At 62.1% G+C, this 22,013-nt stretch carries 16 protein-coding genes; 7 read left to right on the top strand and 9 right to left on the bottom strand.

Annotated elements, in window-relative coordinates; translation table 11 throughout:
- The first annotated feature begins 583 nt into the window (after nt 1-583).
- Nucleotides 584-748: a hypothetical protein gene (locus tag EOHIBHHM_RS24270; RefSeq protein ID WP_497259430.1), complete on the top strand. Its 165-nt coding sequence runs from the start codon at nt 584-586 to the stop codon at nt 746-748.
- Nucleotides 749-1,301: 553 nt separating this feature from the next.
- The gene (locus EOHIBHHM_RS24265; protein WP_497259428.1) at nt 1,302-2,978 is read left to right on the top strand and encodes a hypothetical protein; all 1,677 of its coding nucleotides are present in this window, start codon (nt 1,302-1,304) and stop codon (nt 2,976-2,978) included.
- Nucleotides 2,979-3,146: 168 nt separating this feature from the next.
- Here the strand turns inward: EOHIBHHM_RS24265 and EOHIBHHM_RS24260 are convergent, their stop codons facing one another.
- The 4 genes from EOHIBHHM_RS24260 to EOHIBHHM_RS24245 form a co-directional block, all read right to left on the bottom strand.
- Nucleotides 3,147-4,175 (bottom strand): LLM class flavin-dependent oxidoreductase, encoded by a 1,029-nt coding sequence (locus tag EOHIBHHM_RS24260; protein ID WP_497259426.1) that lies wholly within the window; start codon nt 4,173-4,175, stop codon nt 3,147-3,149.
- 130 nt (nt 4,176-4,305) lie between these two features.
- Nucleotides 4,306-7,014 (bottom strand): glucosidase family protein, encoded by a 2,709-nt coding sequence (locus tag EOHIBHHM_RS24255; protein ID WP_497259424.1) that lies wholly within the window; start codon nt 7,012-7,014, stop codon nt 4,306-4,308.
- A gap of 895 nt (nt 7,015-7,909) precedes the next feature.
- A complete protein-coding gene (locus tag EOHIBHHM_RS24250; RefSeq protein ID WP_497259422.1) occupies nt 7,910-9,448 on the bottom strand; it encodes a Cdc6/Cdc18 family protein in 1,539 nt (512 codons plus the stop codon).
- 1,153 nt (nt 9,449-10,601) lie between these two features.
- Nucleotides 10,602-11,375: an SDR family oxidoreductase gene (locus EOHIBHHM_RS24245; RefSeq protein WP_497259420.1), complete on the bottom strand. Its 774-nt coding sequence runs from the start codon at nt 11,373-11,375 to the stop codon at nt 10,602-10,604.
- Nucleotides 11,376-11,627: 252 nt separating this feature from the next.
- On the opposite strand from EOHIBHHM_RS24245, the gene EOHIBHHM_RS24240 reads away from it, so the two are divergent.
- The 3 genes from EOHIBHHM_RS24240 to EOHIBHHM_RS24230 all read left to right on the top strand — a co-directional run bounded on the left by EOHIBHHM_RS24240 (nt 11,628) and on the right by EOHIBHHM_RS24230 (nt 14,659).
- Nucleotides 11,628-13,103, top strand: coding sequence for a right-handed parallel beta-helix repeat-containing protein (locus EOHIBHHM_RS24240; protein ID WP_497259418.1), 1,476 nt, complete (start codon nt 11,628-11,630; stop codon nt 13,101-13,103).
- A 576-nt stretch (nt 13,104-13,679) separates the two neighbouring features.
- Nucleotides 13,680-13,841, top strand: a complete 162-nt coding sequence (locus EOHIBHHM_RS24235; RefSeq protein WP_497259416.1) for a DUF7535 family protein — start codon at nt 13,680-13,682, stop codon at nt 13,839-13,841.
- A 215-nt stretch (nt 13,842-14,056) separates the two neighbouring features.
- Nucleotides 14,057-14,659 (top strand): TetR/AcrR family transcriptional regulator, encoded by a 603-nt coding sequence (locus EOHIBHHM_RS24230; RefSeq protein WP_497259414.1) that lies wholly within the window; start codon nt 14,057-14,059, stop codon nt 14,657-14,659.
- A gap of 453 nt (nt 14,660-15,112) precedes the next feature.
- Here EOHIBHHM_RS24230 and EOHIBHHM_RS24225 read toward each other — a convergent pair whose 3' ends face one another.
- Complete coding sequence (locus EOHIBHHM_RS24225; protein ID WP_497259412.1) at nt 15,113-15,952, bottom strand: VOC family protein; 840 nt, start codon at nt 15,950-15,952, stop codon at nt 15,113-15,115.
- 678 nt (nt 15,953-16,630) lie between these two features.
- On the opposite strand from EOHIBHHM_RS24225, the gene EOHIBHHM_RS24220 reads away from it, so the two are divergent.
- Entirely contained in the window at nt 16,631-17,398 is a 768-nt protein-coding gene (locus EOHIBHHM_RS24220; RefSeq protein WP_497259410.1) for an IclR family transcriptional regulator, read from the top strand.
- A 227-nt stretch (nt 17,399-17,625) separates the two neighbouring features.
- Here the strand turns inward: EOHIBHHM_RS24220 and EOHIBHHM_RS24215 are convergent, their stop codons facing one another.
- Nucleotides 17,626-18,435 carry an enoyl-CoA hydratase/isomerase family protein gene (locus EOHIBHHM_RS24215; protein ID WP_497259408.1) on the bottom strand — a complete coding sequence of 270 codons (810 nt, stop codon included), beginning with the start codon at nt 18,433-18,435 and terminating at the stop codon, nt 17,626-17,628.
- Nucleotides 18,432-19,316, bottom strand: coding sequence for a 3-hydroxyacyl-CoA dehydrogenase family protein (locus EOHIBHHM_RS24210; protein WP_497259406.1), 885 nt, complete (start codon nt 19,314-19,316; stop codon nt 18,432-18,434). The genes EOHIBHHM_RS24215 and EOHIBHHM_RS24210 overlap by 4 nt, the downstream gene beginning before the upstream one ends.
- A 132-nt stretch (nt 19,317-19,448) precedes the next feature.
- On the opposite strand from EOHIBHHM_RS24210, the gene EOHIBHHM_RS24205 reads away from it, so the two are divergent.
- Nucleotides 19,449-19,955: a gamma carbonic anhydrase family protein gene (locus tag EOHIBHHM_RS24205; RefSeq protein WP_497259404.1), complete on the top strand. Its 507-nt coding sequence runs from the start codon at nt 19,449-19,451 to the stop codon at nt 19,953-19,955.
- A 363-nt stretch (nt 19,956-20,318) separates the two neighbouring features.
- Here EOHIBHHM_RS24205 and EOHIBHHM_RS24200 read toward each other — a convergent pair whose 3' ends face one another.
- Nucleotides 20,319-21,095, bottom strand: coding sequence for an enoyl-CoA hydratase/isomerase family protein (locus EOHIBHHM_RS24200; RefSeq protein WP_497259402.1), 777 nt, complete (start codon nt 21,093-21,095; stop codon nt 20,319-20,321).
- A 78-nt stretch (nt 21,096-21,173) separates the two neighbouring features.
- Nucleotides 21,174-21,989: an enoyl-CoA hydratase/isomerase family protein gene (locus tag EOHIBHHM_RS24195; RefSeq protein ID WP_497259400.1), complete on the bottom strand. Its 816-nt coding sequence runs from the start codon at nt 21,987-21,989 to the stop codon at nt 21,174-21,176.
- Nucleotides 21,990-22,013 lie beyond the last annotated feature (24 nt).

Raw genomic sequence — 22,013 nt, 5'->3', positions numbered from 1 at the left:
CACCAGTCGAAGAGAGACGACGAGAGGCGAACGTCGACTCTGTCGGGCGATTACAAACGTAGCCGCGTAACGACAGACGGTGAGCGGCACGGAGACCGCATCACGGACCGTTTTCCGAGCATCGTAGTACGATCCGTTGTGCTCGTCTCCGGATACCGTCGAGTGGGAGCCGCTGTCGACTGCGCCAATCACGAGACGGTCGCCGCGACAGCCGAAGTGAGAAGACCGTTAGTGAAGGGTGGGTGGAGAAACGGACAGGCCGAGGCGTTGGGAAAGCATACAGAAGTAGTCGAATAGACGGGTCTCGAAGCGACGTCCGACTCGAGAGCGAGGTGATCACGGACGTTCGAAACCACGTCCGGCAGTTCAGACGTCAGATCCGGCGGGTTTCGAGGATCTATCCGTCGAGTAAGGTCCCAATACCGGTGCCAGAGAATCGATCGCGACCGATCGAACGGTCGGTCGAGACGTACTCGACGAGTCCGTGGGTTCGTTCGGGTCTGGTTCTCTGTGGTCCAAACACATCTGAATCGGATGAAGTCTCCTAGAGGGGGCTCTCAGTGCGACGACGGCTGCGACCGGTGTGACAACGGATGCGACGGGAGAGGAGACGACCACAGCAGAGGGCGAGGAGACCGTAGACGGCGAACCCGCGTGTGGACGATCTCCTCGTGTCGACCGACTCCGCGCTCGACGGGAGCGCGACGCGCTCGTCACAGCAGCGAGTACTCCGCGAAAGCGGGAGTGACAGAGGAACGGCTCGGCCCGTCGGCCGTCGACCGGTTGGAAGCTGGTCGTCGGACGGTTCGGATCGTCGCACGTCATCTCGAGGTGGCTTCGTGCACCGACTCGTCGCCGGCGAGGTCACGGGGATCGCAATGTAGGTACAACGAGGGTGCGTTCCGGCTCGTGGTCGGCAACGGACGAACGCACCGACTCGCTCACTCGCTCACCGCCTCGTTCGGTCCCAGCACTCCGAACGCCGGCACCACCTCGGTCTCGGAGGAGAGTCCGGCGACGCAGACGGCCGTCGGGCGACCGAGACGTGTCACTCGAGCGCGTCGGGCGGTGTGACACGAGACAGAAACAGCCACGTGACTGGGTGAAGCTACCAGACCGGTAAGCACCGCCAACCGGAGTCTACGCCACGTTAACGGCTTTCTACCGGAGTGACACCGATGACATACCCAAGTGGCGTGTCACCCAACAGGGTTACCGACGTTACGTGAAAGTCAACGTCCCCAACAATGTCAGACAAAAGTAAAACACAACGTGGACAGAGTACCTCCGGAAGCCGACGGATGCGCGTCGTCTCGCGACTGTTCGTCGTCGCGATCACGATGATCGTCGTCTCCGGCAGTATCGTCGGCGCCGCCGGCGCGACGTCTGTCTCGTTGGATAACTCCCAATCGCAAGTCCAAGAGTTCATCCAACACCTCACGGAGAATCAAGACGGGAAGCACAACGACAAGAACACCGACCAACAGCTCGACCAGCGTCAGGGCCAGGGCCAGTTCGAGACCCGCCACAGCAGCCAGGAGCAGAAACAGCGCTCCTCGCAGACGGGGAAAGCTGACCAGTTCGGTATGCACAACTGGCAGGACGTCGCGGAGGACGTCTTCCAGTACGGTACCAACGTCCAGGCGGGCGTTCACAACGCCCAGGAGCAGATCCAGGATGCGATGCAGGAGCGTCTCGCGGGCCAGGACGGCAAGCGTAACGACCAGGCCTCCGAGCAGGACCTCCGGCAGCGCGCTGCCTCCCAACAGGACAGCTACAAGAGCGCCCAGGGGCAGTTCCAGAACGCCGAGCAGTTCAGCGAGGGCTACCAGGTCGGCTACAACAACGACCAGACGCAGGACCAGGACGTCCACCAGGAGGCGACCCAGAAGCAGCACTCCAAGCGCAGCCTCCAGAGCCAGGCACAGGACGCGACCCAGAGTCAGTCCGGCGGCCAGCTCTACTCGAAGGACGGCAAGCAGAGCCAGACCCAGGAGATCGACTCCGAACAGCGGCAGTCCCAGAAGAGCTACCGCGGCGTCCAGCAGCAGACTGAGAGCTCCGCGCAGGACCAGCTCGCCGGTCAGACCGGTGAAGACCACACCCAGCGACAGAAGCAGGCCGCCGACAAGGACCAGACCCAGCGACAGAAGGGTGCCTACGTCGACCAGCGCCAGAACGCCGACTCCGAGCAGGCGCAGTCCGCCTACGTCGAGGGTGAGGACAACGACCAGGTCCAGACCGAGTCCGCACGACAGAAGCAGAACCAGAAGCAGGACGCCAAGAAGAGCGACCAAGAACAGAACGCCGACGCTGACCAGTCGCAGACCCAACAGCAGTTCGGCGAAGACAACGACCAGAAGCAGCGCTCGCAGTCCGTCCAGGACCAGAACCAGAAGCAGAACGGTGAGGACAACGACCAGTCGCAGGACGCCGATTCCGAACAGGACGCGTTCCAGAGTCAGGACGGCGAGGACAGCGAGCAGGAACAGCGACAGAGCATCAAGCAGAACGAAGATCAAGAGCAGGACGGCGACCGCCACGACCAAGAGCAGAGCCAGGACGCCTCCGAGTCTGCCGAGCAGATCGCCACCGGTGACGACACCGAACAGGAACAGTCACAGGGCGTGACGCAGGACGCAGAACAGGACCAGGACGGCGAAGACAACGAGCAGACGCAGGACCAGGACGCTTCGGCTGACGCCAGCCAGGCGGCCCAGGGTGACGACGTCGAGCAGGACCAAGAGCAGGACGTCGACCAGGACGCGACGCAGTCCCAGGATGGCGAAGACAACGAGCAGAACCAGGAGCAGGAGGCATCGGCCGAGGCCAGCCAGACCGCTCAGGGTGACGACGTCGAGCAGAGCCAAGAGCAGGACAGCGAGCAGTCCGCCGAGCAGTCCCAGGACGGCGAGGACAACGACCAGAGCCAGAGTCAGTCGGCCTCGTCGAGCCAGGTGCAGGTCAGTCTCTCCTAGAGCTGACGGCACGGCAACACTCGGTAACGCGGTTTTTTTGCGGAACTCGTCGGAGTCGAGAGCGACAGCACCACCGAAGGTCGTCGGGGCGAGAACCAAAGGTCGCAGAGGCGAGAACCGAAAGTCGTCGGGGTGAAAGCTCGGATGGGGGGCGCTAGAGAACGAGCGTCAGCGCGGCGTGAGTCCGACGCCCTCGGCGAGCAGTTCGTGAGAGCGAAGCGCGTCGTCGTGATCCCCGACGACGTGTTGGATCATGACCTCGTCGACGCCGACGCGGTCGGCGAGTTGCTCCAGTAGTCCGGCCAGCGTCTCCGGGCTCCCGGAGATGGCGCGCGGCCACTCGTCGGCGTCGAGCGTCGCAGGTGTGGGATCGGGGACGCCGCCGAGTTCGTCGATCGCCTCCTCGACGGAGGGCGTCGTGCCGACGACGCCGCGTCGCATCCGCTTGTACGAGGCCTCGGCGACCGCTCGGAGCCGTGCTGCTTTCTCGTCAGTTTCGGCACAGACGGCGTTCACCGCGACGATCCCCTGCGGTTCGTCGACGCTACCGGCCAACTGCGAGGGAGAGAACTGATCGCGGTACTCCTGGAAGGAGTGTGCGGCGAACTGCGGTCGGATGAACGCCGCAAAGCAGTACCGCAGGCCGAGCTTCGCTGCGATGGTCGCGCTGGACGGGCTCGACCCGAGCGCCCACGGGACCGGTTCCGCCGCGCCCGAACGCGGGATCTGGAGGTCGCTGTAGGCGTGCTCGTCGGGGTAGTCGTCGTAGAGATGGTTGACGACGCTCTCGATCTTCTCTTCGTGGTCCTCGTCTGGGTTCTGGACGTGCCGCTTCGTTCCGAGTGCCTGGTCCGCTGCGGGCGACCCGTTCGCCCGGCCGAGACCCGCGTCGATGCGACCGGGCGCGAGGGCGTCCAGCGCCCCGAACTGCTCTGCGACCTTGAACGGGCTGTAGTGGTTGAGAAGCACCGCACCGGAACCGAGTCGGATCGAGTCGGTCTCGGCGGCGAGATGGCCGAGCAGCACTTCGGGCGTCGTCCCCGCGAGCGTGTCTGCCATCCCGTGGTGTTCGGCGACCCAGAACCGAGAGTAGCCGAGTCGTTCCGCCTGTCGCGCCGCTTCGACGGTGTTCGCGTAGGCGTCGGTCGCAGTACCGTCGTCCGGAACGGGAGAGAGGTCGACGACAGAGAGTTCCATGTCGGAGTTCGGGGACTGCGAAGGATAACGGTTTGGCTAGCAGCAGTCCGTCGATATTCTTGCTGGTATGTCGGTGGACGAGACAGGAGCAACGATGGGCGATGCGAGACGGCGACAGCACCGGACCGTCTCAGCAGTCGAGCGTCTTCACGACGAGTCGTTGTGTGCCGGTTGTGTCGGCCTCGACGCGGAGTTCTCGACCCCGATTCGTCCGACGACAGTCGTACTCCGTCTCCTCGCCGTTTAGCGTGACCGACGAGACCGACTCGTCGGCAGGAACGACGTGACCGAGGACGAGTTCTCGGAGCGAGACGGCCGGCGTCACGGTCGTCTCGTAGGTGTGATCGATCTGATCGGTTTGGGCAGTCTGTTCGTCGGTTGGGCCATCCTGCCCGTCAGTCTTGCTGGGTGACTCGGCCGAGACCGCGACGCTTCCGTCACCGACGCGGAGGTTCTCGACGCTCGCCTCCGGCCAGCGGTCGGGGAGGTGAGAGACGACTTCGAGGCGACGACGGCCCATGTCCGGTCGGACGCCGAGATGCTGGTGGACGACGGGCCAGACGGTGCCGTACGCGCCCCACGCCTGCAGCACCATCGCCCGTTCGGTCATCGGTAAGTCGAGCGACCGCCCGTACGCCGGCGAGGGAGCGATCTCCGGCATCGCACCGGGCTGCTCGTCCGGAACCGGGAGTTGGAGCGTCGCGTTCGCGTCGAGATACCGACCCTGCTGGTCTCGGCCGAGGCGACCGTAGTTCCCCTCGCCAACGGCCATGATCGCCGTATTGAGCGTGAATATCTGTTTCTCCGTGCTGTCTTTCGTCCCCGCGAACTCCGCTCGGTCGCAGCCCGGCGCGCCCGTATGATACAACCCCTCGTTGGTCCGGTGGTCGACCTCCTCGTCGTCACCGACGCCGCTGTAACACGCCGTCTCCCTCAGATCGAGCGCTGCGTCGGCGTTGTCGGGCGTGGTTAGACCGAAGTGTGGCTGGCCGTTTCGGCGGAGTTCGACCTCCATCGGCGTGACACCGATCCAGTGACGCTGGTACACTCGACTCTCGTCGGGGTTCGTGAGCGACCCGGCGTGCTGGGGAATCTCCGGAATCCACCACGCGTCCTCGAACGTCCGACGGAGTCGGTCCGCCTCTCGCTGGGCCCACGAGAGCGTCCGACCGTCTCCCTTGCTTCGAGCCATCTCCGCGAGGTCGTAGAGACCGCGGATGGTGTAGACTGCGACGTCAAGTTTCTCGTCACCCATCCCCTCGCGCTCGACGTTGCCGTGGCCTTCCGGCCAGCCGTCTTCGTCTTCGTCGAGTTGCTCGAGGACGTACTCCATGTTCCGCCTCGTGAAATCGTACATCTCGTCGCGGAACTCGTCGTCCCCCGTCCACCGCCAGAGGAGGGCGACGGCGCTCGGGAACTTCACCGTCTCGTCGGTGTTGCCGGGGTCGTCGTTGGCACCGAAGTACATCGACCCGTCGGTGACGATCTCGTGGACGACCTTTCCGGAGCCGTCGTTGAGTATCTCGCTGGCCTCCTTGAGCGCTCGGAGGTGGTCCTTGATGGGTTCGAACTGTCCGACGGCCACGCTCGCGTAGGCCGTGTACTCGCCGTCGGTCCCGAACAGCCACTGGTAGTCGGGGAATCCGGCGCCGAGGAACCGAACCCGGTCGAGGCGGCCTGCGGGTTCGGGGTACGCGCCTCCCTCGTCCGTGTCCCGCAGCATCAGATCTGTTGCGACCTGCCGTGAATCCGCGAGGTTCTGCTTGCTCCAGTCGATCGACCGCTGAAGACGGGTGTCCGGGAGGTCGAGTCGTGTCCGTTCCTGTCGTGTTAGTCGCGATTCGACCTTCTCTTCGAGCGCCCGCTCCGGCTCGTCCAAGAGCGCCGCGAGTTCGTCGTGTGCAGTCTCGGGGCCAGTCTCGGAACCGGCGACGCCGATCCAGACGGTCGTCGGCTCGTCACTCGAGACGTCGACTTCGTACGTGAGGCGCCCACCGACGCCCGAATCGAACGCCGAGTCGTGGGACTGTTCGGGGCCACGGAACGCCGTTTTCGCCCCGTCTCCGCTCGCTCCGTCACTGCCGGTTTCGTAACTCTCCGGACGGGCAGACGCTCCGACGACTGCTGCCCAGTCGTGCTCGGTCGCGTGCTCTACGGGTGGTGTCCCCGTCTCGCGGAACACCAACCGTCGGCCGTCGAAAGACACCTCGTCGTCGAGGTTGAACGTCTCCTGACTCGGCGTCGTCCACCCCCACGGATAGGCGCTCATCAGCTCCGACTGCGCGTCGACGGTCAGCGTCACCGTCCGATCCTCGTCGCTGTCGAACCGGAGACCGAACAGCGCACCACGACGTCCGTCGGGAACGAAGTCGACCCGTTCGATCGTCAGATCGTCGTGTTCGAACGTCATCGTGACGTGGCCGTACCCGGAGGTGAAGCTGGTCGCGTCGTCGAGCCACTCCCCGTCGACACCGAACCAGATGCCGTCGAGGAGTTTCAGCGGCGGCGTCCACACACCGCCCATCTCGCCTTGGATGTGCCACCCCATCGGTGGGAATCCGCCGGATTCGGTACCGACGACGTACCCACGTGTTCCGGTGGCGACGTATCGGCGGTCGGCCAGCCGGTCGGTCACCGAGAGGGCTGGCGCTCCGACGCTCGTCGTCTCCGTTGCGGCCGATTCCGGTTCGACGTCTGCGTCCGGAGACGACTCCGAGCGAGTCGCTGCGACGGCAGAGCCAGCAAGTGGAACTTGCGACAGCATTGCTCCGACGGCAGTACCCCGGAGGAGGCGTCGACGTGTCGTCCGTGTCGGTGAGTGATTGTCGTTGTCTCCCATGAAACGACGTACAGAGGAGTCTGATTAAACTATTGTGGCAGAACAGATACCCTAACTGCGTACGACAGTGAAAATTCGGCCGATCGAGACACTCGACGAATGGTCTGGCTGACTCGACGAGCGGTCCTCGTGTTCTCGCTCGACGAGCGTCGAGACAGTGCCTGACAGTCGACTACGAGGTTACAGTCTCGGTGGTCACCGCAACGCCGGTTCGTCCCTTTTCGTCGGTCTGCACCCTGCTGTCGGTCTGTTCCTTGCCGTCGGTCTATCTCCTGTCATCGGTCTGGTCCCTGCTGTCGGTCTGCACTCTGCCATCAGTTCGAGAACAGGTGAGAAGGTACAGTCTACAGGAAACAAGGCAGAGTGCCTCGGGGCTTGACCCCGAGGGTGAATGCCAACACGTCTATTACTCATGCCACCGTCTCTCACGCTTCAGTTGGGCGAGTTAAAGACCTTAATTCGTCGCAACTGTGCGCACAGTTGCGGAGGAATGCGGCGCCTCTCAAAACCCTGCTACGGCAGGTGAGACGGGTGCTGTCGGGCGGGGTGGAGCCGCCGACCCTCACGGACGCATCGGGCGTTCGGGTGTTAATTTCAGCCGACCCATCAGGGAAGGTCGAGGGGAATTAAATTCGCCTGCGGGTGTGGTGCAGACCCAAAGCGGTGAAGCCTCGGGGCTTGTCCCCGAGGTACTTCACCCATCCATGGTCGACCCGACAAGAACGTCGGAAACGAGGGGTCCGGGAGGCGTCTGGTCGTGGGGGTTGAGGCCGGTCGGTGGACGACGAGAACCGGTTACGAGAGCACATCAAGGGTTGTAACTACCTCGAAGGTTGTGACTACCTCGTTTATCGAGAATCGAGGTGAGTGACTCGGGGCTCGACTCCAAGCAGGGTTACGAGCTCGAGAGGTGGTCCGTGAGCGATTCGAAGCGAGTATCGTCGCGAATGATCTCGTAGACGATCTCCGGTTCCTCGACGAGGCGGTTCAGCAGGGTGATCCCGCCCGACCGACCGAGGTTCTCCTTTCGGTTGTCGACGATCCCGAGGAAGGCCAACTCTTTGAGGATGTCCCGGAAGCGTCGCTCGGAACGGACGTCCTGTCCGATGTTGTCACAGATGTTCTGGTACTGTCGATAGACCAACTGTGTCGGGAACTCCTCTTGTTCGGAGTTCAGCGATAAGATCGCGAGCGCGAGCAACGATGCTTTCGCCTGCTGTGGGATACCTTCGATGAGTTCTTTGAATCGATCTTTCTCGGCCTTAGTCCGCGCGTCTTTGACGTGTTGCTCGGTAACGTGGTTGGCGTTGCGCTCGTAGGCGATGTTTCCTGCGTGTCTGAGAATGTCGATCGCTTTGCGCGCATCACCGAAGTCCGACGCTGCGTACGCTGCACACAGCGGAATCACCCCCTCTTCGAGAACGTTGGGTTTGAACGCGTCACGTCGATGCTGGAGGATCTCCTCGAGTTGGTCTGCGTCGTAGGGATGAAACGAGAGTTCCTTTGGCTGCAGGCTGCTCTTGACGCGTTCGTTGAGGTCGTCGGCCCACTCGATCTTGTTCGAGATTGCGATTACACCGATTCGGCAGTCGGTGTTCCCCGACTCGCCCGCACGGGAGAGTTTCATCAGGAGGTCGTCGTCGGCCATCATGTCGGCCTCGTCGAGGATGATAATGACGACGTCGTAGAGTGACTCGAGTGTCCGCCAGAGACGCTTGTAGTAGGCTGCCGTCGAGAGACCCCGTTCCGGAATCTCGAACCCTGTCTTCATCGAGTCGTTGAACGAGCGTGCGAGCGTCGACGCCGCCTGTGTCTCGGTGTTGTCGGTCGAACAGTCGAGGTACTGGAACCCGATCTTGACGTCCTCGTGAGCGTTGTTGACCGCCTGAGACGAGACGTACTTCGAGACGAGCGACTTTCCGGTCCCCGTTTTCCCGTAGATGATCACGTTCTCGGGCGAGTACCCTTGCACCGCACCGCGGAGTTCCTCCGACAACTTCCGGATCTCTTCGTCTCGGCCGACGATACGATCGAAACTCGGGATGTGGCTGATCTCGAGCAAACTCTTGTTTGCGAAGATCGGATCCTCCTGCTGGGAGAAGATCTCCTGTGCGATGTTGATCTGCTCGTCGTCTCGAGAGGTACGCTGATGTTCGGATGCGGACTGATGTTCTGACGCGGACTGGTGTTCTGACGTGGACTGATCTTCGGATCGGTCCGGCAGTTCGGACGCGGGCTGGTCTGCGGGCGTCCGATCATCCGCAGATTTAGACGTCGGCCGGTCTTCGGACTTGGGAGTCGGGTTACCCGCGGATTCGGACGCTGACTTGTCTGCGGGTCCAGTAGTGTCTGCGGGTCCAGTGATCGCGTCGTCTGCGGACTCGGACTGATCCGCGGACGAGTTCTCTTCATCCTCGGACGAGCCATCTTCCATGCTCAGGTGGTTACAGACGACAATCTTAAAACTATAGGTTCTCGCCAACCCGTGTTTCCGTCGTTTATCGGCGGTGACAGTCGCTGTACGCCAGGTGATCGCAGGAATAGGGTTATATCGTAGAGAGTGGCTCGTTTCCGTCGTTCTCGGAGAGAACCCCCCACGTTTCCGACGTAACTCGAGAGTAGAGCTCTCGTAGGGGCTGTTTTGTGCTTGTACCGTCGGACAGTAAACGAACCAGGCTTCCGACGTTTTATCCCGACACCCCCACCCCACGTTTCCGACGTTTCTACTGCACGAGAGTCGTTGTGGAGAACTATTGCCGGGGAAACTATTATTACAACTGGGATGAAACAGTCCGCCAACTTAGTGAGAGAAGTGAGTGAAAAGTAGTAGAAGTGGAGTGGGGATAGAATCGCGTCGTCTCGAAGAGGTCTAAACCGCCGCTCGAAAGAGGACGGATCTCATTCGAGTGCCAGAACGTCGGAAACGTGGGGTGGGGGTTACCTATCGAGTCGACATTTTCCTCCATCGTTTTCCTTTACTGCTTCCGTTTCATCATCTTCTTTCGTTATGATGTGTCTCCTTTGATAGTCTTGTCCTATGCAGTTTTTGACAGTTTTACCGCAGGTTCCAGAAATCGCTCTCTAACTGTGCTCTAACTGCGCTCTAACTGTTTTCTGGCTATTCTCCAATCCTTCCCCTTGTTCCAAGATCTCTCTCGTGTTTTCGGCCTGTTTCATCGATTCCGAAGCTTCTCTCACATTTTCCGATGCTCCCTCTCACGATTAACGTCGGAAACGTGGGGGGTGGGGGGGGGGGAGAAATCGAGCGAAGGACGAGATCGATCTCGGGAGTCCGTCTCGAGAACGTCGGAAACGTGGGGTGTGGGGGGTGGAGGTTGGTGCGGTAACACAGGGCGTCACTACGCTCGAGAACGTCGGAAACGTGGGGTGTGGGGGGTGGAGGTTGGTGCGGTAACACAGGGCGTCACTACGCTCGAGAACGTCGGAAACGTGGGGGGTGAGGGGTGGAGGTTGGTGCGGTAACACAGGGCGTCACTACGCTCGAGAACGTCGGAAACGTGGGGGGTGAGGGGAGTACTGAACAACGAAAGAACACCGCCGTCTTCAGGCGACGTATCGTCGATCGGTTACGCGCTGTTCAGGTCGCCGCCGTCGACGACGATCGACTCCGCCGTCACGTACGACGAGAGATCGCTCGCGAGGAAGAGACACACCCCGGCGACGTCTTCGGGTGTACCGAAGCGGCGCAGCGGCAGTGTCGACTTCAGCTGCTCTCCCTCGTCGGTCCCGACGATCGGCGAGTCCTCGGTCGTCATCGCCGTCTCGATGACCCCTGGATGGACGACGTTGACGCGGATGCCGTCCGGTCCCAACTCGCTCGCCAAGGCGTACGAAAACAGGCGGACACCGCCTTTCGACGCCGAGTACGCCGTGATACCTCCGTACCCCGCCATCCCAGCGACGCTCGACATGTTGACGATACTTCCGCCGTCACCCTGCTCCACCATCGCCAGCGCCGCTGCCTTCGACCCGTGGAAGACGCCGTCGAGGTTCACTCGCACGAGCGTGCGGTACTCGGCCATATCTAGGTCGACGAGTGGAACCTGTGGTCCGACGATCCCCGCGTTGTTCACCATCACGTCGACTCCACCGAACTGTTCGGCCGCCTCGACGGCCGCGACGCAGTCGTCGTAGTCGGTGACGTCACACTCGACGAACGTCGCCTCACCGCCCTGGGCCTCGATGTGGGTGTGCGTCGGCTCGCCACCTTCACGTGGCTCCTCGCGGATGTCGGCGACGACCACCGACGCACCGTGTTCGGCAAACAGTTCCGCGATGGCCCGCCCGTTACCACTCGCCGCTCCCGTAATCACCGCTGTTCTATCTTCGAGGAGTGACATACAGTTTATCTTTCACCTCCACCAACATAACTCTCTGTCCCCGGGCTTCGTCCTCACGTACTCTCGGGACACTCCGACTCTGAAGTGTCGCTACTGGAACTGTCCTCCGGCCTCGTCAGTCATTCTGCAAATCTTTTATCTCGGATTTATTTATCATTCTGTCAACTTCTGGTATCTTAGGCGCACAAATGTCTAGTAAATACACTCTAAATCATAAGAGCTATAATTATCTTCTTCAATCGTCCTCACAGAATGTTTGACGAGGCAGAACGTGATGGCAAACGTACAGATTCGCAGACGGAACAGCAAGGCAATACTGACGGGTCGCTGCTAGAGCGACGTGACGTTCTGAAGATGGGGGCAGCAGCCGCAGTCGCTGGCCTCGGAACGGCAGCTACCAGCGGGACCGCCGCGGCCGCGACAGAGCGCCACGGCATCCAGTTCGAGACGGTCGTAAACGCCGTCGACGACCTCGGAATGGACCCCGAGGGGAACGAACCCATCGACAGTGCGCTTCAGGGGACGCTCGACGACGAGAACACGCTCGTGGAGTTCCCACCGGGCACCTACTACGTCGAAGACGAGCACGCCGAGGGAGAACTGAACAACTGGGGGATTAGAGGACTCGGCGAGAACCCCTCGGACGTCCGGTTCGTCTCCGACTCGGGGGCCTCACAGTTCGTCCTCCGCGTCGGTGGCGGAACGGGCCTCCTCGTCGAGAACGTCGCGTTCGACTACGGCGATGAGAAGGAAGGGAGTCTGGGACTCCTGTTGAAGGCGAACGACAAACTCCGCGTGCAGGACGTCGAGTTCGTCGGATTCAACCCGACGGCAGGCAACGGCGCGGTCGACAATCTCAGCCCGCAGGTGCTCGACGAAGACGGGACGGCCGTCGTCGATGGTCTCGTTCGGAAGGGGCCGACGGACATCACTTCTCACGGTCATCTCGGGAACGACTCCAACGAGGGCTGTATCTGGCTGGGCAAGAAACACGTCGGCGAACTCGTCGTTCGGAACTCGCACATCGAGAACACGGGGACGAACGCGATCTACGCGCGGCGATGCCCAGGGGACGTAAAAGTCGAGAACTGCACGTTCAAGAACAACAACCAGACGTCGCTGCGCATCGGCGGTGAGGGTTGCCACGTCAAGGGCTGTGACTTCGTCGTCGACACCGAAGCGACGCCCGACGCCAACGGTGGCGAACTCATCAACCCCCACGGTATCATGTGGGAGACGGGTTCACGCGGCGAGAAGGGTGGCTCCATCGAAGACTGCAACTTCGTCTATCGGGCTGCTCCCTCGAAGACCACCGCGGCCGTCTGGGTCGACGGCTCTGCCGGCGAGATGGCTATCAGAAACAGTCGCTTCGAGCTGGAGGCCGACGACGTCGCCGCTGTCCGCATCGACGACCCCACCGACCCCCGCCTCGGCGACACCGCCGCGAAACCGTGGAACGTCGAACTCGACGGCGTCAGCGTCACTGGCTCCTCAACCGGTTCCGATCCGGCCGTCCAGATCACTAACCGTGACGGCTCCGTCGTCCGAAACTGCTGTCTTCAACTGACGGGTGACCGCGACGGCATCGCGCTCGAGAACTCCGACGACGCGACCATCGCCGACACCACCGTCAACGTCGCCGGCCAAGAGACGATCCTCGGCGATTCGAACGTCTCGACGGAGAACGTGTCTAACTCTGGTTCGTGTCCGGCACCTAACCCTCAGTAGACGTCGCCCGGTTTCGTTCTGTTCTTTCGGTCCACTCGCCGGCCCCCTTACTGACTAGCTATCTCCATTCGTCGATCCGCTGCCGAATGTCGCTCTAACGGCCGAACCGTCGCCGGAGGACGCCAAACGCTCGATCAAAGACCCAAGCGAAGCCGAAAGGAATCGGCTCACAGACCGATGCGACCCCGGGAGACGAATCGAGAGATCCGAACAGGTCGAGATACCCGACCAGTGTCTACGGTCACGTGAAGTGTCTACAGAGGAGTCAAGGCGAATGCCTCAGGGCCATTCGAGAGGGCAAAGCTCTCTCGTGATGTGGCCAGAATCCTCTGGATTCTGGCTGCTAACCAGAAGCTTTCGACTTCTAGTGATGACGAGACGGCAGAGCCGTCTCGGACCACTTGACCCTGAGGCCGTTCACGGTCGCGTGAAGGCGGTCCCTGGGCTGGTCGAACCACGTAGAGTACCGTCCTGAAATCTGGCTAATTAACGACCTGGCTCTAGTCACTGTCCGACCCGACGACGGGTAACTTACTAACCAGTTAGTTTTTAACAGTGATTTGTTTATTACCACGTATGGCAAGAGCAGTGAACCCACCCCGAAGCGACTTCTCGAACCGCGAGATGAGTCTGATCGGTTACCTGATCGCCGCTCCCTTACTCGTACTTCTCGTCCCGCTCCTGCCGTTCTTGGTGCTCTTCTGGATCGGCGACAGACTCTCGAAGAGCCTGTGGTAACGGCGCTGTTCGGCACTCAGCTCGCTCTGCGGTGACCGCCCGTATACTTAAGACCCTAACTATTCAGTTAGCGAGTTTTGAGGGGGAAGAGAACCGCTACGAGTCGACACTGAACCGTTTCAGCGACGATCCTCTCGAACAGTCCGAGGGGTTCGCGGCAGCGTTCAACTACCTGGTCACAACTGTTATCCCTCTCTCGGTAATCTCACTGTACGATGGCCGATCCAACGGAACGGGGTCGCTCGGAACCGACCGAAGCGATTATGCAAGCTACCTATCGGGCGCTTCGGAACTACGGTTACGCCGATCTGACAATCAAACGGATCGCCGACGAGTACGGCAAATCGACCGCCGCAGTCCACTACCACTACGACACGAAGGACGACCTCCTCGTCGCGTTCCTCGACTACCTCCTCGAACGGTTCGTCGACTCGATCCGTAACGTCGAGACGACTGACCCCGAACAGCGGCTGAATCTCCTCCTCGACAAACTTCTCGTCATGCCCGAAGAAAATCTGGACCTCCTCGTCGCGATGCTCGAGATGCGGAGTCAGGCGCCGTACAAGGAGACGTTCCGGAATCGGTTCCGACAGAACGACGACTACATCAGATACATGCTCAAGGCGGTGATCAACCACGGTATCGACGAGGGTGTGTTCAACGACGTCGACGCCGACCACGTGACACGAGCGCTGATGACCATTGTCGACGGCGCTCGGACCCGTTCGGTCGTCTTGGACGACGAGGCGCTCGCGACGGCGAGACGGACTGCCTCCGAGTACGTCGACGCGATGTTGCTGTCCGAACCGCCCGACTGAGCCCCAGCCGCGACTCGGCCCGTGAGTCGCCGCTACTCTCTCCGCGTTCGCTCGACGTTCGCTTCTCCGGCCGTCGCGGTCGGGTCCCGAACGTCCGACGCACACTAGTGACAGAACTCGAGCTCCGAGGCGAGCTCCTTGCTGCAGTTCAGACAGGTGGTCGGCTGGCCATCCGTGGTGACTGTCGTCCGTGTGATCGCGATCGAACTCACTGTCTCTCCAGCGGTGAGTGCGTCGACTGTCGCCGGACCGGCGAAGAGGAGGCTGGCTACTACCAGCGCTGCCAGCCACCCGAGGGCACGACGCCACCGTCGAAGGGAGAAGTGACCGCCCCCGTGGCAACCGCTGCGAGCCAGGGTCGTTTCGGTGAGACGGACCAGTCCACAGTTGACTAACTAGTTAGTAGGTAACAGCTCCTCGCCAGCCCGACCGTCCGGCGGCGATTCGTCCAACTCACTCCGCGCGTACGCGGATGGTGACACCGTCCGGGTCGGTTATCTCGACGTCCCCCTCGACGTCGTCGACAGAGACGTCGGCGTCGGCGAGGCGGCGGCGAACCGTCCCGAGACTGTCTTCGTCTGGGACGACGAGTTCGAACCACGCTAGTCCACGGCCTCCGGCCGGTTGTGATCGATCACCCCACGTGTTCAGCCCGAGGTGATGGTGGTAGTCTCCGGCGGCGACGAACAGTGCCGACTGTGTCTCCGTCTGCACGCGTAGTCCCAGCGTCTCGACGTAGAACTCACGTGCGACCTCGAGCGACGACACGTCGAGGTGGACGTGGCCGATCGTGGTTCCCGCTGGTGCTGCTTCGGCCCCGTCCGACGCCGCAGCGACGTTATCGAGGTCGAGCGGCACCGTCCCGATCCGGACTCGCCCGTCGTCTGCACGCGGCCACTCCTCCGATGGCCGATCGGTGTAAATCTCGACGCCGTTGCCCTCGGGATCGGTGAGATACAGGGCCTCGCTCACGTAGTGGTCGGACGCCCCGTCTAGCTCCCACCGATCGCGGATCCGTTCGAGAGCGGCGCCCAACGCGGCCCGCGACGGGACTGCGAACGCGTTGTGGAACAGTCCTGCTTGTTCCGAACTTCTGGGCGGTGCGTCTTCGTCTCGCTGCAGGACGAGCAACGGTGTCCCGTCGACGCCCAGCGTCGCTGTCGATCCGTCTCGTTCGTGAACCGCCAGACCGACTACCTCTCGATAGAATTCGATCATCTCGTCGAGATCCCCGACGACGAGCGCGGTACGTCCGATTCGAGCGGTTGCTGGAACGAGGGGCGTCTGTGTCATGTCTTCTCCAGATGTTCACCTACGCGACCGTCCGTAATCGGCTTGCCGGTAACGTCAAAAAGCGAAGAGAACTGAGGGCGATTGCGAGTTCGACCCGAAATCGGCTTTTCGACTGGAGGTCACGAGAGTGGTAGCCGACCTTCCGCCGCACCGACGAACCGTTCTCAGTACCGCTGCTCCCCTCGTCGCCGCAGGCGGCATCGCTCACGTGTCCGGCCGACGCTTCCCGCTCACGCGAGGTGAGAGCGCAAGACAGGAACGTACTACGGCCTGCGTACGGACACCACCCGTCTCCGTTTCGCTCCGCTGTCCAACCTCCGGACCGAGTGGTTTCGGTATATCAGAAACCAGGCGGTATCGTCTCCCAGGGTCACCCTCGAAAAAGAAACAACACATAGAGAGTTGAATCTCTTCTCCCCCTTTCCGTTCGAAGTCTTCAAACTCGATAAAAGCGGGTAAGAATCGTTCTAAGTCGATTGTACACACTTTTAGTTTCCAATAGTTCAAACTATCTATTCGTTTTAGAATCTTCTCGACACCTCGAGATTCGGAGACCTCGCGCTATCTCCTCGACGCCTGAATTCAACCGTTACAACTCTAAAACTGTAATGAATATGTCTCGCTCTAGGGGTGGCATCGATGAGAAACCCTTATGACATCAATTCTCATGGTACGTGTATGGGAGAGACCGACCCCCCGGCCCGAAGCATCAAGACGGCAGTGAGGGTGTTCGAACTAATCAACACTATCCAGGCGTTAGACTCCCCAACGTTCACTGAACTCTCGGACGAGGTTGAGATGGCAGAGAGCACGTTGTACGACTACCTTTCGACGCTCGTCCACCTCGAATATGTCGCCAACGACGATGGGAGCTACACGCTCACCCCTCGATTCTTGGACCACGGCACCTTCGCTCGTCGACAGTTTTCGATATTCTCGAAGTCGTCGGAGACGCTCCGACAGTTGGCAGACGAGAGCGGTGCAGCTGTGTGGTTGACCATAGAACAGGGCGGGAAAGCGGTGTACCTCGCGGAGGAGCGCGGTGGGCAGTCTATCAAGAGCCACGAACGAGTCGGGAAACACGAGTACATGCACTGTCTAGCCTCGGGTAAGGCAATGTTGGCCTTCTCGTCAGAGGATCACGTCCAGGAGATCGTCGACCGACACGGGCTTCCACAGCAGACCCCGGAGACGATCTCGACGGTTGAGGAACTCGCCGACGAACTCGCCGAGATACGCGAACGAGGATACGCGATCAACGAACACGAGATGGCAGAGGGGGTCGCTGCGGTGGCAGCACCCGTCGTCACCGGCGACCGGGTGCACGGAGCGATCGCGATCGCTTCCCCCAGCGCTCGAATGCAGCAGGAGTCGTACCGAGAACACGTCGTCGAACTCGTCACCACCGCATCCAACGAGGTCGAGTTGAAGTTGATGTACGAGTAGCACCCGGCTCACGAACGGCGGGAGAGCGAACGTACGACTGTAAACAGCTGCGTTTACACTGCTCTGTTCGGATAAGCGCCTCGGACGAGACTAGAGTCGCTCGTGTAACTGTCTCCATACCCACCGTACGACAGCGGCCGGTCGGGTGTGTGCTTTGCACCCGTTACTAGAAGGTCGACCGTCGGATCAACATCCGGTCGACGACCGTTCGGAGCCGACAGCGGCGTTCACCGGCCGCTCCACTCGGGGTCGCGTCCCTCGAAGAAGGCGTCGATCCCCTCGTCCTTGTCGTTGGTGGCGAACAGCTGGACGAACAGCTCCGCCTCGTAGTCGATCCCCTCGTCGAGCCCCATCCGCGAGGCCGCGCGGACGCTCTCCTTCGCGAACTCGAGTGCGACCGGACTCTTCGCGGCGATCGACTCGGTCAGCGCGTCCATTCGCTCTCCGATCTCGTCGGCTGGACAGATCTCGTCGACGAGACCGATGTCTGCGGCCTCCTCGGCGTCGACGAGTTCGCCGGAGAGGACGAGTCTCATCGCCTGTCCCTCGCCGACGAGTCGGGGCAGACGCTGCGTCCCGCCGCCGCCGGGGATGAGCCCCAGATTGATCTCCGGTTGGCCGAGTTTCGCGCCGGTCTGTGCGATGCGGACGTCACAGGCGGTCGCCAACTCGAGACCGCCGCCGAGTGCGTGACCGTTGACGTGAGCGACGACCGGCGTCTTGAGTTCTGCGACGACCTCGTACACCCGGGGCCGCTCGCTTGCGCGCCGCTGTTCGAGTATCCCTCGTTCGCGAAGTTCGCTCACGTCTGCACCAGCGACGAACGCGTTGCACTCATCGGAGCCGGTGATGACGGCGACGCGACTGTCGGACTCTTCGATGGCCCGCATGACGGTGGTCAGCTCCTCACGAACTGTCGCGTTCAACGCGTTGCGAGCGTCCGGCCGGTCGATCGTGACCGTGGCGATGCCGCCGTCGCGATCGACGCGGATCGTCTCGTAGTCGGCCGCCAACACGGTTTCCGGGTCGTCTGTCATCGGTCACTCCACTCGCCGCTCGTCGCGACCGGTTCGCCGTCCTCCCAGACGTAGAACCCCTCGCCGGACTTCTTTCCGTTCTTGCCGGCCCGTACCTTGCGCTTAAGCAACTGCGGCGGCTTGAATCGCTCGCCGAGCTCCTCGCGGAGGTATTCGAGGATGTCGAGACGGACGTCCAGCCCGACGACGTCCGTCAGTTCGAGCGGCCCCATCGGGTGGTTGTAGCCGAGTTCCATCGCGTTGTCGATGTCCTGCGGCGAAGCGACACCTTCTTCGACCATCCGGATCGCCTCGACGCCGAGCGTAACGCCGAGTCTCGACGAGGCGAACCCCGGTGCGTCGCGGACGACAACTGGCGTCTTCTCGATGCTGTCGACGTAGTCGGTGGCGAACTCGCGCGTCTCGTCGTCCGTCCGCTCGGCGACGATGACCTCGACGAGAGACATGATGTGAACCGGATTGAAGAAGTGGAGGCCGACGAACCGGTCGGGCCGATCGAGTGCGCTCGCCAGTTCCGTCACGGAGAGCGACGAGGTGTTCGTCGCGAGCACGGCGTGCTCGTCGAGACACTCTTCAGCCTCCGACAGGACGCTCCGCTTCAGGTCGAGTTTCTCCGGCACCGCCTCGACCACGAGGTCGGCCCCGTCGACTGCCGTCTGGAGATCGGTCTCGCCGGCGATCCGATCGAGCGTCGCGGACATCTCCGCTCGGGAGAGCTTCTCTCGTTCGACGCCGCCTTCCAGGTTCGCTCGGATGGCGTCGATGCCGTCCGCCACCAACTCCGACTCGAGGTCACGAAGCACTACCTCGTGGCCGGCCATCGCGCTGACCTGCGCGATGCCGTGACCCATGGTACCTGCGCCTAACACAGTGACTCGCATACCTCTACACGGTACAGGGGCGGACTTAACTTTTTGTGTCGTGATATCGACTCCTGCTCGCTCGACACCTCGAGTACGCCTCGCGTCACGACCGGCGGAAGAATCATGTGGGTAGTCGACAAGAGACCGTACATGCAAGAGTCGATCTACGGAGCGACACCGACAGTGGCCGACTCGGCGTTCGTCTCCAAGATGGCCTATCTCATCGGCGACGTCACGGTCGGCGAGCGATCTAGCCTCTGGCCGTTCGTCTGTCTGCGGGGTGACGAGGAGGGCGTCCCGACGACCGTCGGCGACGAATGTAACGTCCAGGAGTTCACAATGCTCCACGGTGCGACCCTCAGAGACAAGGTGTCGATCGGTCACAGCGCCGTCGTCGACTACGCCACCGTCGGCGAACACTCGTTGGTCGGCATCAACAGCGCGGTACTCCAGGGGGCAACGGTCGAAGCGAACTGCCTCGTCGCGGCGGGGAGTCTCGTCCGACAGGGTCAGACCGTCCCGGAGGGGCATCTCGCTTACGGCGTCCCGGCGGAGACGCGGCCGCTGAGCGACGCCCAGCGCGACGAGATCGATCTGGTGTACGAACACTACCTCCAGGTCGGACAGGAGTACAAGCGGACGGGGCGGTTCGAGTGACGCCACAGCTGACCGACCGAACTTCTCGGCACCTCACGCGACACGACTGTGCGGCGTCGACTTCGATTTACCCGTTCGCTCGGACGACTCGCTCTCTCCGAGCGTTTTCCACATGCGTAAACGTCTCGTCGACTCGTCGACGTCTCTTCGCTTCCGTATGACACGCGCGACCGACCGGGCTGGCTGCGATCGTCACGTAGCGAACCGCAAAGAACCGTACACAGCTCTGATTTCGGAGCGTGTAAACAGTCCACACGGACTGGGCAGGGTCGCCGTCCGGGGTCCACCGACTCGGCCATCGGACGTCGCCGTCGCTCCGAGGCTACGTCGTCTGCCGACGAAGAGTGTCTGAGCGTCCGAGCGCTACTTCCCTTCGAACTCGGGATCTCGCTTCTCGCGAAACGCGCGGAGCCCCTTCGCGTGGTCTTCTGTCTTGATGAGCGTACTCTGCGCGAGTGACTCGACGACGCCCGCAGTCCGGAGGTCGGTGTCCCGAGCGGTGTTGATAACTCGCTTGGCGAGACCGAGCGCCTGTGGCGGCTGCTCGAGCAGGTCCGCGGCGTACTCCTGCGCCGCGGTCGACGGGTCGTCCGCGAGTCGCTCGACGACGCCCAACTCGTGGGCCCGCTCCCCGTCGAACAGTTCGCCCGTGAAGATGAGGTCCTTCGCCGTCCCCGCACCGACCGTCTGGACGAACCGCGAACAACCGCCGAGACCGGGGATGAGACCGATGTTGTGCTCGGGGAATCCGAACGTCGCGTCGGAGTTCGCGATGCGGACGTCGCAGGCGAGTGCGAGTTCGAGACCGCCGCCGACGCAGGTGCCGTCGACGGCGGCGATCACTGGTTTCTCCAACTCCTCGATCCCGCTAAACACCCGTCCCAGCACTCGCGAGTTCGACCGAAACTCCTGTGTCGTCCACTGCTGGGCCTCCTCAAACAGACTGATGTCGGCTCCGACCGAGAACACGTCGTCTGCGCCCGCGAAGACGCCGACGCGGACTCGGTCGTCTCGGAGTTCGTCGAGTACGTCGGCGAGTTCGTAGCGCACCTCCTGACTGATCGCGTTGACTGGTTCGTTCGCGAGTCTGACAGTCGCGATTCCGTCGTCGATCGTCACGTCGAGTGTCTCGTAGCTCATCGCTCTCATCAACCGCGGCTACTACAATGGTTTTTTCGGTGAATCGGTTCGAGACGCCGTGAGGCGCTCGTCCCGCGTTCACTCCCAGTCGGGTGACCGTTTCTCGAAGAACGCGGTCAGTCCCTCCTCGAACGACTCGGAGTCGCTGATACGCTTTATCGTGTCCCGCTCGCGTTCGAGATGTCTGTCCAGGTCACCGAACAGTGCCGTGTCGACGAGCGTCTTCGTCTCCGCCTGGACGCTCCGTGGCGGAGCGGTCATCGTCGCCGCGTACTCCGTCGCTCGCGTCTGGAACTCTGCCACGGACCCCTCGTACACGACGTTCGCGAGGCCGAGCTCCTTCGCCTCGGTCGCCTCGATCGAACGCGGTGCGAACAGGAGTTCTCTCGCTCGGTACGGGCCGACCGTCTGCGTCAGGAAGAACGGCGTCGCGTTGTCCGGCGTGAGACCGATTCGGGCGTACGCCGTGTCCAGTATCGCCTCCTCGTGCATGACGACGAGGTCGCAGGCGAGCGCGAACCCGAGTCCGCCACCCGCGGCCGCTCCCCAGACGGCGGCGACGACCGGCGTGTCGGCGGTTCGGAGCGCCCGGATGAACCGGTTCGACGCCGCCGCCGTCTGGTCGATCAGCGACGGTCGCACCTCGTGTGGGGTCTCTTTGAACCCGCGGAGGTCGGCACCGACGGAGAACTCCCCCTCCCCGGTCACCACGACCGACTGTACATCGTCGACCGTCTCCTCGAGCGCCTCCGTCAGCGCGTCGACCATCGACGGCGTGAACGAGTTGGCTACCTCGTCTCTTCCCTCCATCACGATTCTCCCGACGTGCGTCCCGTCGACCGATTCGACGTGTCTGACGACCCGTTCGTGATACCGTTCCGTCTCCACGGTCATTCGAGCACCCTCCGTCGTCGACTC

Source organism: Halogranum roseipondis, assembly GCF_059695585.1.
The sequence above is the reverse complement of the archived record's forward strand: the minus strand, read 5'-3'. Positions and strand labels throughout refer to the sequence as shown.

Excerpts from the sequence above, each read along its gene's own strand:
- EOHIBHHM_RS24245 (WP_497259420.1), bottom strand. The coding sequence starts at position 11,375 with ATGTCACTCCTCGAAGATAGAACAGCGGTGATTACGGGAGCGGCGAGT.
- EOHIBHHM_RS24225 (WP_497259412.1), bottom strand. The coding sequence starts at position 15,952 with ATGACACAGACGCCCCTCGTTCCAGCAACCGCTCGAATCGGACGTACC.
- EOHIBHHM_RS24205 (WP_497259404.1), top strand. The coding sequence starts at position 19,449 with ATGCAAGAGTCGATCTACGGAGCGACACCGACAGTGGCCGACTCGGCG.
- EOHIBHHM_RS24195 (WP_497259400.1), bottom strand. The coding sequence starts at position 21,989 with ATGACCGTGGAGACGGAACGGTATCACGAACGGGTCGTCAGACACGTC.
- EOHIBHHM_RS24200 (WP_497259402.1), bottom strand. The coding sequence starts at position 21,095 with ATGAGCTACGAGACACTCGACGTGACGATCGACGACGGAATCGCGACT.
- EOHIBHHM_RS24260 (WP_497259426.1), bottom strand. The coding sequence starts at position 4,175 with ATGGAACTCTCTGTCGTCGACCTCTCTCCCGTTCCGGACGACGGTACT.
- EOHIBHHM_RS24220 (WP_497259410.1), top strand. The coding sequence starts at position 16,631 with ATGGGAGAGACCGACCCCCCGGCCCGAAGCATCAAGACGGCAGTGAGG.
- EOHIBHHM_RS24210 (WP_497259406.1), bottom strand. The coding sequence starts at position 19,316 with ATGCGAGTCACTGTGTTAGGCGCAGGTACCATGGGTCACGGCATCGCG.
- EOHIBHHM_RS24240 (WP_497259418.1), top strand. The coding sequence starts at position 11,628 with ATGTTTGACGAGGCAGAACGTGATGGCAAACGTACAGATTCGCAGACG.
- EOHIBHHM_RS24215 (WP_497259408.1), bottom strand. The coding sequence starts at position 18,435 with ATGACAGACGACCCGGAAACCGTGTTGGCGGCCGACTACGAGACGATC.
- EOHIBHHM_RS24230 (WP_497259414.1), top strand. The coding sequence starts at position 14,057 with ATGGCCGATCCAACGGAACGGGGTCGCTCGGAACCGACCGAAGCGATT.
- EOHIBHHM_RS24265 (WP_497259428.1), top strand. The coding sequence starts at position 1,302 with ATGCGCGTCGTCTCGCGACTGTTCGTCGTCGCGATCACGATGATCGTC.
- EOHIBHHM_RS24250 (WP_497259422.1), bottom strand. The coding sequence starts at position 9,448 with ATGGAAGATGGCTCGTCCGAGGATGAAGAGAACTCGTCCGCGGATCAG.
- EOHIBHHM_RS24235 (WP_497259416.1), top strand. The coding sequence starts at position 13,680 with ATGGCAAGAGCAGTGAACCCACCCCGAAGCGACTTCTCGAACCGCGAG.
- EOHIBHHM_RS24255 (WP_497259424.1), bottom strand. The coding sequence starts at position 7,014 with ATGGGAGACAACGACAATCACTCACCGACACGGACGACACGTCGACGC.